We start from the raw sequence: 12,634 nt of genomic DNA, 5'->3' as shown, positions 1-12,634 counted from the left end.
TGCAATCAAGCCCGTGCGCACGGCGGTGCGCGTCGAAGACGGTGCGCGCAACCGCTCGCTGCGGCGGACGGCGTCCATCAGTCCTCGTCCGCCGCCTGGCCGGGCGTCCGGCGCCGCACCGACAGCGTGTCGGGGGTGCCGTCGGCGGCCATCGTCGAGCTGGCTTCCAGCACGCCGTTGCGGCATTGGGCCTGGTAACGGCGGACCTGGCGGTCGCCGTTGGCCTGGTCGGAGAAGACGTCGAGGTTGCCGCATTTGCCCAGCTCGCCCAGCGTCTTGCGGCCGCTGTCGAACATGCGCTGGCGCCACTCGCCGCCGATCAGCGGGAAGTCCTTGTCGGTCAGCGCGCCGGCGGCGACACGCGCGAGCGTCCTGCTGGTCGACGCGGTCAGGTCCGGATGCGCATCGGCGATCTTCGCAGGCGCCGGTTCGGTGTAACGGCTGTCGTAGCGGCTGGCGACGCCGTTGAGCAGTTTGGTGGTATCGGCGCTGGTCGAGTTGGCCAGGATCACGATCGTCAGGCCGTCGTCGATGTAGCGGCGCAGGTTGGTGCGGAAGCCCTGCCAGGAGCCGCCGTGCTGCATGATTTCACCGCCGTCCGGCGCCTTGGAGAGCGTCCAGCCGAAGCCATAGGGATAGCTGGTGCCATTGTCGAGCGGCGCAGGGCGGGTGATCTCCTTCCACGATTCCGGCTTCAACAGCGCCTTGCGGCGCACGCCATCTTCCCAGTTCACGTAGTCCAGCGCCGACAGATACAGCGAGCCGTCCGCGGTGGCGTTCAGCGACTTGGAGACGAAGGGCTGGTTGGTGTAGTCGCCTTCGTCGCCGACGTAATAGCCGGCCGAGCGGTTGGGTACGATGGCCTCGTCGCTGATCACGCGCGCGGTGCGCATGCCCAGCGGTGCGAACACGCGCTTGGCCAGCACGTCGCCGTAGAACTCGCCGCCGGCCTTGCGCACGATGATGCCCAGGGTCGCGTAGCCGGTATTGCTGTAGGACCAGCGACGCGCCGCCGGGAACAGCTGCGGCACCGCGTAGTAGGCCTGCAGCAGGTCCTCGTCGGTGTATTCGCGACGGTAGTCCAGGTCCGGATCGCCGAGCCCGCCGGTGTGGTTGAGCAGGTGCCGCAGCTTGATCGGCGCCCACGATGCGGGCGCGTCCGGCAGGTAGGTACGGATCGAGGCGTCGAGGTCGAGCTTGCCGTCTTCCACCAGCAGCATCACCGCCATGCCGGTGAACATCTTGCCGATCGATCCGGACTGGAAGATCGTGTCCGCATGCACCGGGACCTGGTGTTCGATGTTGGCGTAGCCGTAGCCCTGCAGCTTGATCGGTGCGCCGTTGCGCATGATCGCCAGCGCGACGCCGGGGATCTTCTGCGCGGCCATTTCCTGCTCGACGAAGCGGTCGATGGTGTCATGCGCGACGACGTTGTCGGCGCGCGACTGCGCGAAGGTGGTGGCAGGGACCAGGGCGAGGCCCAGCATCAGTGAGAGCGCGAGACGTGTCATGGTGGGCCTGCAGGCTGGAGCGAGGTGGAGTGGCGCGAGGTGGCGGGCGTCGTGCGTGTCGAAGGCGCCCGGTCAGGGCGCCTTGCGTACTTCGATCCAGTGCGACACGGCATTGCGGGTCTTGGGATCCTGCGGCAGGTCGGTGCCCCAGTTGACCGAGCTGGCGCTGCCGTTGAGCACGTTGCCGCGCAGGGTCATCGACAGCCGCGTCGTTGAAGGATGGCGCAGGGTGTCCTCGGTGTCGACGCGCGAGACGACCTGGCCGAAGAAGCGGCCGTCCTCGAAGCGCGGATTGTTGACCAGCGTTTCGAGCTGCTTGCCGAAGCGGGCATGGACGTCGCCGTCGGCCTGGAATTCCAGCTCTACCGGCACGTCGCCGGCTTCGGTGACGACCGCGCCGGTCCAGCGGCCGAGCAGGGCCGCCGGTGCCGCGAACGGCGTTGCGGGTTCGCTGTTGTTGCTGGCGGCCGCCTCGGCCGGCCAGTTGGGCAGCAGTTGCCGCGCGATCGCGTCGGCGATCTTCGAGGGCAGCCGCGAGCCGCTGTTGCTGAGCACGACGACGGCGATGTTGGCATCCGGGTACAACTGCATCTGCGTCTGCACGCCGCCCATGCTGCCGGTATGCGAAACGACCTTGTGGCCGCCCTTGAGGTCGAAGCCGAAGCCGACGCCATAGCCACCGGCATCCGGCCCCTTGCCCTCGGACGCGGTCGGCTTGTGCATAGCGTCGATGGTGGCGTCGTCGAGGATCTGCTTCTGGTCGGGCAGGTGGTTCTTCAGGTGGAACATCGCGAAACGGATCAGGTCGTGCGCACTGGCATAGACCGCCGAACCGCCCGGGTGGTCGAAGTCGTAGAACGGCAGCGGCTTGCCGTCGAAGCCGTAACGGGTCGCGGCGATCTTCTGCAGCTGTGGCGCGATGTCGACCGAGCTATGGGTCATGCCCAGCGGCTCGAACACCTGCGTGCGCATGTAGTCGATGTAGCTCTGCCCGGAGACGCGCGCGATGATGTCGTCGAGCACGCCGTAGCCGAGGTTGGAGTACTCGTAGATCTCGCCGGGCGCGGTGACCAGGTTGCCGTAGCGGCGCAGGGTCTCTTCCATCGGCGGGCGCCGCACCGGTTCGTCGACGTAGAAGAACTGGTAGTGCAGCGGCAGGCCGGCGGTGTGGTTGGCGACGCGGCGGACGGTGGCGTCGCGGGCATCGCCGACGCGTGCGACCAGCTTGGCCTCGCCCAGGTAATCGTTGGCCGGGCGGTCGAGGTCGAGCTTGCCGTCGCGCACCAGGGTCATCAGGCCGGTCGCGGTGATGGGCTTGGAGATCGACGCCATCGAGTACGGGGTGTCGGGGGTGGCGGCGCGGCGGGTTTCGCGGTCGGCCCAGCCGAAGCCTTCTTCCCAGACGATCTTGCCGTCGCGCGCGACGGCGACCGTGATCGAGGGGACCTGCGGGTTGTCGGCCAGTTCCTTGCGGATGCGGGCGCGCAGGGCATCGAACTCTGCCTGCGTGGCGACCGCGGCGTTGGCCTGGTCGGCGGCGAAGGCGGGATGCGCCAGCCCGCAGGAGAGCGCGAGCATCAGGGCGGTGCGGGCGAGCAGGGTCATATGGTCTCCGGGCGGCGATGGCGGTGCGCTGCTCAGCGCGACGGCAGCTGGAGCACTGGCGGGTGGAGCAGTGGCAGGTGTGGTGACGCGTGTTTTGCGGTGCAGCTTGTTGCAGGACGCCTGACGCAGTGAGCCTGATGCAGCGGGCTTGATGTAGTGAGCCGGTTGCAGCGGGGCAGGCTGCAACCGGCTATTGGCTATCCGACGGTGATCACTTGCCCTGGTTGCCCGGGCGGCGCAGGACCTGGCCCGGCAAGGCATTGGTGATGCGTGCCTCGTCGATGGCCAGGGTGCCGTTGATCAACAGGAAGTCGACGCCCTCGGCATATTGCAGCGGATTCTCGAACGTGGCCTTGTCCTGGATCTTCTGCGGATCGAAGACCACCAGGTCGGCGGCCATGCCGACCGCGACCAGGCCGCGGTCGTGCAGGCCGAGCAGGTTGGCCTGCATCGAGGTCATGCGCCGGATCGCGTCTTCCAGGGTCAGCACCTTCTCCTCGCGCACGTACTTGGCCAGTACCCGCGGGAACGCCCCGAAGGCGCGCGGATGCGTGCTCTTGGTGGTGGCCGGGTTGATCGGCGGGGTATCGGTCTCGACCATGACCCAGGGCTGGCGCAGCGCGAGCTGCTTCTGCGCCTCGTCCATGGTCTCGGGTGCGACTTCGACGCCGCCGACGGCGGACAGGTCGAAGAACATGTCCCAGACGTCGCGCTTGGCGTCGTCCGCGGCCTGCTGCACCGACTTGCCGGCGATGTCCTTGTCCGGCCAGCGACCCGAACCGGTGATCAGGATCTTGTCCCAGCGCTTGCCGGTGTGGCGGTACCAGTTCTCCCAGCCGACCGCCGGGTTTTCCAGCTCGACGCGGATCTTCTGGCGGACGGCCGGATCGGCCAGCGTCGGCAGGAATGCCTCGGCGCCCTTGGAGAAGTGATGCGGCGGGATCAGCGAGACCAGGTCCAGGCCGTTGCGGATGTAGGGATAGATGTCGGCGGTGACTTCCAGCCCGCGTGCGCGTGCCGCAGCGATGCGCTCGACCGCCTTGGCGACCAGCGGCCAGTTTTCCTGCCCCGCGGCCTTGAGGTGGTAGATGTGCACCGGCACGCCGGCGCGCTCGCCGATCTCGATGCTCTCGTCGATGGCTTCGAGCAGCTTGTCGCTCTCGTTGCGCATATGCGTGGAGTAGATGCCGCCGTGACGGGCGACGACCTTGGCCAGCGCGACCAGTTCATCGGTCGAGGCGTAGATGCCCGGCGGATAGATCAGCGCGGTCGACAGTCCGGTCGCGCCATCGCGCATGGCCTGATCGACCAGCGCCTCCATCTGCTTGAGCTCGTCGGCGGTCGGAGGACGGTCCTCGTCGCCGATGACGACCTGGCGGACCTGCGCGGCACCGACGTTGAAGGCGACGTTGATCGGCAGCTTGTGGCGCTTGAGGATGTCGAAGTACTGGGCGTAGGTCTCCCAGCGCAGGGCTTCGTCGCCGACCTGCAGCGGCTGCGGCTGGGTATGCGCGTTCTGCGGCGCATGCGAGGAGCCTTCGCCGCTGACGTGGGTGGTGATGCCCTGGCGCAGGCGGCTTTCGGCGGCGACGCGGTCGGTGATGTAGATCGCGGTGTCCTGGCCCATCAGGTCGATGAAACCGGGGGCCACGACACGGTCGGCGGCGTCGATGACGTGCTTGGCCTCGGCGCCCTGCAGCTTGCCGATCGCCGCGATGCGGCCATCGCGGATCGCGATGTCGCCGCGATACCAAGGATTGCCGCTGCCGTCGACGATGCGCGCGCCGGTGATCAGGGTGTCGTACGCCACCGCCGGGGCGGCGGTTGGCGCAGGCGCGGCATCGGCGGCGGTCGGTGCCGCTGCCTCCGGTGTGCAGCCGGCGACGGCCAGGCAGGCCGCCGCGAGCAGGCTCGGAAGACCGCGCATCACTGTTCGCTGCTCGCGGCCGGGACCGGCGCGTGGGCATTGCCGACGCGGTCCAGGCGGATGTTGCGGGCGCGACCGTTGTGCACCATCAGGCCATTGATGCGGCCGCCGCCATCGCGCTGGAAGATCACCGTGCCCAGCCCCCAGCCGGTGGATTCGAAGCGGTCGACCTGCACGGACTGCAGTCCGATCGGCTTGTCGGTCCACAGGCTGGCGACTTCGAGCTTGCCGTCGACAACGTTGACGCTGTAGGTGATGTCCAGCTCCGGGCTGTGGTAGTCGCCACTGTACTGGGCGAGGTCGGCGGCGGGCGCCTCATAGGCCTCGATGCGCTCCAGGCGCTGGCGCACGGTGTCTTCCTTCTCCAGCTCGTCCAAGCCCACGACCTTGCCGTCGGCCGACAGGACCGGCGTGAACGACTGCTGGTCGGGCTTGCCCAGATCGAGCTTGCCGTTGGAGCGCAGGATCAGCTTCTGCGGTTCGCCCCAGCTGCTGACGCGGTACAGCGCGCCGTCGCGGTGCTCCACGCGCAATGCAGTGGCGTAGGGCGTGATGTAGGTGCCGACGAAGCGCGCGAGGTCGCCCTTGGTGTCTTCGGCCGGGATCTCGGCCTTGGCCGTCTCGGCCACCGCCGGCAGGTACAGGTCGGCGATCTTGCCGATCTTGTCCATCATGTCGAACGGCGTGTTGGCGGTGATCGAGACCGCGAAGTCGTGCTCGGGATAATAGACGAACAGCGCGCGGAAGCCGGCGTCGGCGCCCGAATGGGTGACGATGGTACGGCCGTTGAGGTCGGTGCGCTGCAGCGCGAACGCGTAGTTGATCGGGGTGCCGTCATCGAGCGTACCGTTGGTGCTGATCTGGTCGATCAGCGCCTTGTCGCCGACCACCGGCTTGGTGAAGTTGCCGGCCCACTTGGCCAGGTCCTCGACGGTGGTGAACAGGCTGGTCGCGCCGACGTTGTCGTAGTTCAGCAGTTCGCGTTCCCAGACGGCGGTTTCCTTGCCGTCCTTGTCGCGGCGCTTGGCATAGGAGTTGGCGCGGTGCGGCACGATCTCGGTGACGTCGTCGAAGAAGAACGTGCGGTCCATGCCCAGCGGCTTGAAGATCCGCTCGGTGGTGAACTCGCGCAGGGTCTTGCCGCTGACCTTGAAGACGATCTCGGCGAGCAGGGTGTAGCCGGTATTGCAGTACAGGTACTCGGTGCCCGGGGTGAAGTTCAGCCCCTGCTGGCGCGAGACCATGTTGACGATCTGCTGCTGGGTCACGCGGCCTTCGGTGTTCTGGCCGCCGATCGAGAACAGCGACCACTGGTCGCGCAGGCCGCTGGTGTGCAGGATCAGGTGGCGCACGGTGATCTTGTGGCCCAGGTCCGGCACGTACGGCAGGTAGGTGCGGATGTCGGCGTCGAGGTCGACCTTGCCTTCCTTCGCCAGCAGGGCGATCGAGAAGGCGGTGAACTGCTTGGACACGCTGGCGACGTGGAACTGGGTCTGCGGCGTGATCGGCTGCTCCGACTCCAGGTCGGCGGTGCCGTAGCCCTTCGCGAATACCAGCTTGCCGCCCTGGTAGACGCTGACGGCGCCACCCGGGGTACCGGCCACGGCCTGTTCGGCGAACAGGGCATCGATGCTGGCCTGGTGGGCATCCACGGTGACCGATCCGGTCGGCGCTGCGGTTGCGGTCGCCGAGGGCTCGGAAGCCGGTTGCGAACAGGCGGCCATGGCGAGCAGCAGGGACGAGGCCAGAATCAACATACGTGGGCGCATTGAGGTATCCGTGAGGTGGAAGGGACGGCGACAGGCAGAGCACCGGCAGCGTAAGCGGCTGGCCCGGTGGCGGCCATAGGCGAAATTACCGTATTCGTACAGATGACCCCGGCACGCTTTGCCGATACGGTCGCATCGGTCGTATCCCCCGACATGCCAGCAAGTCACCCAACAACGAGTGCCGACAGGACATCGCTTCCGCAATGAAGATCATCCATTCCCAGACCCATGAGCGGCATCACGCCGTGGCCGAATTCAACCGCGGCGCGATGGTCGACGCCTACGAGAGCCCCGACCGGGCGCAGCGCGTCATCGCGACGCTGCGCGAGCAGGGCCTCGGGCCCGTGCTGCCGCCGCAGGCCTTCGGCGAGGCGCCGCTGCTGCGCGTCCACGATGCCGCCTACGTGGCCTTCCTGCGCGGCGCCTATGCCGAGTGGAAGGCCGCCGGCCGTCCCGGCGACGCGCTGCCGATGGCCTGGCCGATCCGCGACCTGCGCAACGACCGCATCCCCGACTGCCTGGATGGTCGCCTGGGGCATTATTCATATGACATCAGCACCGCGATCACGGCCGGCACCTGGGATGCGATCACCGATGGCGTCGACATCGCCCTGACCGCCGCGCGCGAGGTGCTGCAGGGCGATCGCGCCGCGTTCGGCCTGTGCCGTCCGCCGGGCCACCATGCCGCCCGTGACTACTACGGCGGTTATTGCTATCTCAACAATGCCGCGATCGTCGCCCAGTACCTGCGCGACCACGGCGCCGAGCGCGTCGCGATCCTCGACGTCGACTACCATCACGGCAACGGCACGCAGTCGATCTTCTACGACCGCGCCGACGTGCTGTTCGCCTCGATTCATGGCGACCCGGCGACCGAGTATCCGTACTTCCTCGGCCATGCCGACGAGCGTGGCCGTGGCGAAGGCGAGGGCTACAACCTCAACCTGCCGCTGCCGGCGGGCACCGAGTGGGCGCAGTGGTCGCAGGCGCTGGAAACCGCCTGCCAGGCCGTGACCGATTTCGCGCCGCAGTACTGCGTGGTGTCGCTGGGCGTGGACACCTCCGAGGACGATCCGATCTCGCGCTTCCGCGTCAAGCGTTCGCAGTTCCCGCTGATCGGCCAGCGCATCGCCGCGCTCGGCCTGCCGACGGTGCTGCTGATGGAAGGCGGCTACGCCACCGGCGGCATCGGCGAGAACGTCGCCGGCGTGCTGCAGGGCTTCGAATCGGCCTGAGGCATGCGCCGCTGGCGTCGACATCGCGCATGACCGGCGGTCGATGACGCAGCAGAGGGAGGCAGGTCTCCGAAGGCCGGGCATTCAATGCCCGGCCTTTTGTATGGCGGGTCTCGACTCGCCATTGTTCTTGCGTCCACTCTCAAACCCAAAGCGCCCGATCGCAGACACGTGCCTCAGCCGCGGTATGTGGCGGCTCATGATGTTGTGGTCGCGCGGGTCGAGACCCGGCCCACGGAATTGCTGCCGGGCGGCGTGTTTCGGGTAAGAATACGGATGAGCCAGGGCGGTGGCCGTGGTAATGATGGCGGCCAGGTGTCACGGAATTGCAATGTCCAGCGTGTCGCGACCGGAATGTGAAGGGATCCGGTCGTGCGAGCCAGGCGTCGATCGCATGACGATCGCATTGCGGTTGTGTTCGCCCCCATCCGCCCCCCTTGAGAGTCCCCCCTGGACAGGTCCGAAGGCAATCTGCTGGTCGACGCACTGGTCGAGCAATACGACACGCTGGTGGGGCGACTGCGCCGCCGTTTCGGCGACCATGACGCCGCCTATGACGTGATCCACGATGTCTGCGAGCGCCTGCTGGTGGCGCCACCGGTGCACGAGGTGCATTCGCCGCAGGCCTTCCTGCAGCGCGTCTCGGTGGATCTGGCGATCGACCGGCATCGCATCGATGCCGGCCGCGAGCGCCTGATCGAAAGCGCAGGCGAGGACCTGCTGGACGCGGCACCGGCGCGCACACCCGAGCAGGCCACCGCGCACGGACAGATGCTGGCGTCGATCTCGCTGGTCATCGATGGCCTGCCGCCACGTTGCCGCGATGTCTTCATCCTGCACAAGTTGCATGAGGTGCCGCAGGAAGAGATCGCGGCACGGCTGGGCATTTCCCGTAACATGGTCGCCCGGCACGTCATGCGCGCGATGCAGGACCTGCGCCGTTTACTGGACCACGATGGGCGAGTGCCATGACCAAGACGCCCCCGCCTGATCCGTTGTCGCCCTACCTGGACGCCCTGCGGACGCAATACCCGTCGCCGGACGCGATCTATGGCGCGGCCCGTCGCCGTCGCCGCCTGCGCCATGGCGTGACCGCACTGGCGTTGGCCGTCGTCGCCGCAGTTGGATGGGTCGCCGATCCGGCCTACCGCAGCGAACAGTTCCGGACAGACATTGGCGACACCGGCGACTGGGTGCTCGACGATGGCAGCCGCCTGACCCTGGATACCGGCAGCGAACTGCGCGTCGAATGGCGGCTGCGCTCGCGCAGGCTAGTGCTGCTCGAAGGCGAGGCGCTGTTCGATGTCGCGCCCTCGGCGTGGCGGCGTTTCGAGGTCCATGCCGGCGATGCGCGGATCGAGGACATCGGCACGGTCTTCAGCGTCCGTCGCGAGTCGGGCGAACTGCGCGTGCAGGTACTGGAAGGCGCGGTGCGCATCCATGCCCCCACCACCTTCCAGGTCGCGCCTGCCGGCACCACGGCGGCAGATCGTGCCGATGCGCGCCAGGCCGAACCCTCCTTGCTGGTGGCATCGGGACAGCGGGTGGATATCGCGTCGCACGGCGATACCCGGCAGCTGCCGCTGTCGCAACACGCGCTGGCGTGGTCGCAGGGGCGGCTGGTGTTCGATGCCGTCCCGCTGTCGCAGGCCGTCAGCGAACTCCAGCGCTATCGTGCCGAACCGATCCGCATCTCCGCGCCCGACGTCGGCGACCTGCGGGTGTCGGCGCAGGTGGAGCTGGGCAACGTCGAGACGGTGCTCGATGCCTTGCCGAGCATCCTGCCGGTGCAGGTGGTACGCAACGACGATGGCAGCGTGGACATCGTCGCCAGGCAGTAGTCCCATACTGCAGTCAAGCGCCGGTCGGCCGTATGGCCGGTCCCGCCCATCCCACCTGTACCGCTTGTGCCGGCAGCCCGTGCCGGCATCGGAAAAATATTTCGCTGGTGACATCAACATCGTGCCCGCGCCATTCGGCTTATCAGGACCCCGTACCGGAAGCCGTTCATGCCCCGCACCCGTTCCCCGTTCCGCCGCCGCCCTCTGGCGCTGATGGCAGGCTTGCTGCTCAGTGCCGCCGTGATGGCGCAGGCCCCCTCGGCGATCGACATCGCCCCGCAGCGCCTCGACCGTGCCTTGAATGCGCTGGCCGCACAGACCGGCGCGCAGATCATCTTCTCCAGCGCCACGGCCGAGGCGCATGCCGCCCCGTCGGTCAAGGGGTCGCTGACCACGCGCCAGGCGCTGCAGCGGTTGTTGGCGGGGTCGGGGTTGCAGGTCACCGAGCGCAGCGAGGGCGTGTTCGTCGTCGTCGAAGCAGGTGCCGCGACCGCGCCGGCTGGCGATGCGACGACGCTGGGCGAGGTCAAGGTAGTCGGCCGCCTGCTCGACACGCTGTCGATGATGAAGCGCGGCGAGACCCTGCGCGATACGCCGCAGGCGGTGACGATCATGACCCAGCAGCGCATCGAGGAGCAGAAGCTGGTCACAGTCAGCGAGGTCCTGGCGCAGGCGCCGGGTGTAACCGTCGAGAACGACTTCTTCGGCCGTCCCAACAGCTACTACTCGCGCGGTTTCGCGATCACCAACATGCAGGTCGACGGTACCTCGATCGACGTCGGTCGCAGCTACTACTTCAATCCGAACCTGGCGATGTACGAGCAGGTCGAAGTGCTGCGCGGTGCCGACGGCCTGTTTGCCGGTAATGGCGACCCCGGCGGTACCGTCAACCTGGCGCGCAAGCGCGCACGCGCGACGCCGCAGCTGCTGGTCGACCTGTCCGCCAGCCGCTGGGACAGCTTCAGCACGCAGGTCGACGTCAGCAGCCCGCTGGCGCTGGATGGCCGCGTGCGCGGGCGCTTCGTCGTCAACCTTTACGACCGCGAGTTCTACTACGACACAGCCAAGGACCAGGGCAGCTTCTTCTACGGCACCATCGAGGCCGACATCGGCGATCGTACCGTGGTCATTGCCGGCGCAAGCAAGGAAAAAAGCGACCAGCTGCCGTGGCAGGCCGGCCTGCCGCGCTACGCGACGGGCGAGGCGCTGGGTATTGCGCGCTCGACCGCGCTGACCGCCGACTGGAGCACCTGGAACTCCAGTGCAAAGGAATACTTCCTGCGCGTCGAGCATGCGTTCGGCGAACGCTGGATGCTGGCCGCCAGCGCAACGCGCGGCGAGTCCGCGGTCTACACCATCAGCGGCGCCGCCTACGGCTACGACCAGAACTTCAATCCGGGCATTGCGCCCGGCAGCACGCAGGGCAGGGCACAGGGCAGCGGCTACAACTACGACTCCAAGCGCACGATCTACGACGTCAGCGTCCAAGGCAAGTTCGATCTGTTCGGTCGCCAGCACAGCGTGTTGCTGGGCGCCGACGTACAGCGTCTGGACAACATCAGTTCGCCGATGAGCTTGACCTGGAACGGCGCCACCTACGGACCGATGGTCGACATCTTCGATTTCGATCCAGGCTCGATCCCGCGCCCGACGCAGATCTATACCTCCGCGACCGGCAACAACATGACGCGCCAGGAAGGCGTCTACGGCAAGCTGCAGCTGCAGGTCAGCGAGCCGCTGCGCCTGATCGTCGGTGGCCGTTACTTCAACTACGACTTCTATCGTCCATCGAAGACGTTCAGCCCGGCCGGCGCCGTGCTCTCCACGGGCGCCACCGGCTACAAGGAGGACGGCATCTTCAATCCCTATGCCGGCGCGCTGTACGACTTCAACGACAACTGGACCATGTACGGCAGCGTCACCGAGATCTACCGGACCCAGGCCAGCTACCTGGCCGGTCCGCAGCCGGGGACCACGCTCGATCCGATGACCGGCCGCAACTACGAGGTCGGCGCCAAGGCCGAGCTGCGCGACCGCAAGATGGGCCTGTCGTTCGCGTTGTATCGCACCGAGCGAAAGGGCGAAGCCGAGCGTGACTTCAACTATCCACCAAGCACCGGCGGCGACTACACCGGCAACTGCTGTTACATCGCGCTCGGTGAAGTGTTGAGCCAGGGCGCGGAGTTCGAGATGTTCGGCGAACTGCGTCCGGGCTGGTCGCTGTCGGCCGGCTATACCTACAACGAGAACGAGAACAAGCGTGCCGGCACCAGCTTCCTGTCGCTGGCGCCGCGCCACCTGCTGAAGGTCTGGAGCACCTGGAAGGTGCCGGGCACCAGCGACCGGTTGTCGGTGGGCGCCGGCTTCACCGCGCAGAGCGAGCGCTTCGTCAGCGGCACCTTGCGTGCCTACAACGCGGACAGCGGCCTGTTCGATGGCGAGCTGATCCCGTTCCAGTTCGTGCAGGGCGGCTACGCGGTTGTCAACGCGATGCTGAACTACCGCATCGACGACGCCTGGTCGATGGCGGTCAATGCCAACAACCTGTTCGACCGCACCTACTATCGCGGCCTCGGCGCGCTGGCGTCGGGCAACTACTACGGCGAGCCCCGCAACGTCGTCGTCAGCCTGCGCGGGAAGTTCTGAGCATGCACATCCCGCACCGGTGGCTGGCGGCACTGATCGCAGTGGCCTGCCTGTCGGCGTCCTCGTGGGCGATCGCACAATCGGTGGCGCCATCCTCGAC

8 protein-coding genes are annotated in these 12,634 nt (G+C 67.4%); 4 read left to right on the top strand and 4 right to left on the bottom strand.

Annotation, left to right across the window (positions count from 1 at the left end):
- Positions 1 to 77: 77 nt before the first annotated feature.
- The 4 genes from ACYX7E_RS13745 to ACYX7E_RS13730 form a co-directional block, all read right to left on the bottom strand.
- Positions 78 to 1,511, bottom strand: coding sequence for a serine hydrolase domain-containing protein (locus tag ACYX7E_RS13745; protein ID WP_462081152.1), 1,434 nt, complete (start codon positions 1,509 to 1,511; stop codon positions 78 to 80).
- Positions 1,512 to 1,583: 72 nt separating this feature from the next.
- Positions 1,584 to 3,116 (bottom strand): serine hydrolase domain-containing protein, encoded by a 1,533-nt coding sequence (locus ACYX7E_RS13740; RefSeq protein ID WP_462081151.1) that lies wholly within the window; start codon positions 3,114 to 3,116, stop codon positions 1,584 to 1,586.
- Positions 3,117 to 3,327: 211 nt separating this feature from the next.
- Entirely contained in the window at positions 3,328 to 5,043 is a 1,716-nt protein-coding gene (locus ACYX7E_RS13735) for an N-acyl-D-amino-acid deacylase family protein (RefSeq protein ID WP_462081150.1), read from the bottom strand.
- Entirely contained in the window at positions 5,043 to 6,812 is a 1,770-nt protein-coding gene (locus tag ACYX7E_RS13730; RefSeq protein ID WP_462081149.1) for a serine hydrolase domain-containing protein, read from the bottom strand. Before ACYX7E_RS13730 ends, ACYX7E_RS13735 begins: the two co-directional genes overlap by 1 nt.
- 203 nt (positions 6,813 to 7,015) lie before the next feature.
- Between ACYX7E_RS13730 and ACYX7E_RS13725 the strand changes: the two genes are divergently transcribed.
- The 4 genes from ACYX7E_RS13725 (at position 7,016) to ACYX7E_RS13710 (ending at position 12,534) form a co-directional block, all read left to right on the top strand.
- Positions 7,016 to 8,047, top strand: a complete 1,032-nt coding sequence (locus ACYX7E_RS13725) for a histone deacetylase family protein (RefSeq protein WP_462081148.1) — start codon at positions 7,016 to 7,018, stop codon at positions 8,045 to 8,047.
- Between the two features lie 450 nt (positions 8,048 to 8,497).
- A complete protein-coding gene (locus ACYX7E_RS13720; RefSeq protein ID WP_462081158.1) occupies positions 8,498 to 9,019 on the top strand; it encodes an RNA polymerase sigma factor in 522 nt (173 codons plus the stop codon).
- Positions 9,016 to 9,888, top strand: a complete 873-nt coding sequence (locus tag ACYX7E_RS13715; protein WP_462081147.1) for a FecR family protein — start codon at positions 9,016 to 9,018, stop codon at positions 9,886 to 9,888. Before ACYX7E_RS13720 ends, ACYX7E_RS13715 begins: the two co-directional genes overlap by 4 nt.
- Positions 9,889 to 10,056: 168 nt before the next feature.
- Positions 10,057 to 12,534 carry a TonB-dependent siderophore receptor gene (locus ACYX7E_RS13710; RefSeq protein ID WP_462081146.1) on the top strand — a complete coding sequence of 826 codons (2,478 nt, stop codon included), beginning with the start codon at positions 10,057 to 10,059 and terminating at the stop codon, positions 12,532 to 12,534.
- Positions 12,535 to 12,634 lie beyond the last annotated feature (100 nt).

This window comes from Luteimonas sp. RIT-PG2_3 (genome assembly GCF_054902115.1).
The sequence above is the reverse complement of the archived record's forward strand: the minus strand, read 5'-3'. Positions and strand labels throughout refer to the sequence as shown.

Bases quoted from the DNA above. Each gene is read 5' to 3' on its own strand.
- ACYX7E_RS13745 (WP_462081152.1), bottom strand. From the start codon at position 1,511: ATGACACGTCTCGCGCTCTCACTGATGCTGGGCCTCGCCCTGGTCCCT.
- ACYX7E_RS13740 (WP_462081151.1), bottom strand. From the start codon at position 3,116: ATGACCCTGCTCGCCCGCACCGCCCTGATGCTCGCGCTCTCCTGCGGG.
- ACYX7E_RS13735 (WP_462081150.1), bottom strand. From the start codon at position 5,043: ATGCGCGGTCTTCCGAGCCTGCTCGCGGCGGCCTGCCTGGCCGTCGCC.
- ACYX7E_RS13730 (WP_462081149.1), bottom strand. From the start codon at position 6,812: ATGCGCCCACGTATGTTGATTCTGGCCTCGTCCCTGCTGCTCGCCATG.
- ACYX7E_RS13725 (WP_462081148.1), top strand. From the start codon at position 7,016: ATGAAGATCATCCATTCCCAGACCCATGAGCGGCATCACGCCGTGGCC.
- ACYX7E_RS13715 (WP_462081147.1), top strand. From the start codon at position 9,016: ATGACCAAGACGCCCCCGCCTGATCCGTTGTCGCCCTACCTGGACGCC.
- ACYX7E_RS13710 (WP_462081146.1), top strand. From the start codon at position 10,057: ATGCCCCGCACCCGTTCCCCGTTCCGCCGCCGCCCTCTGGCGCTGATG.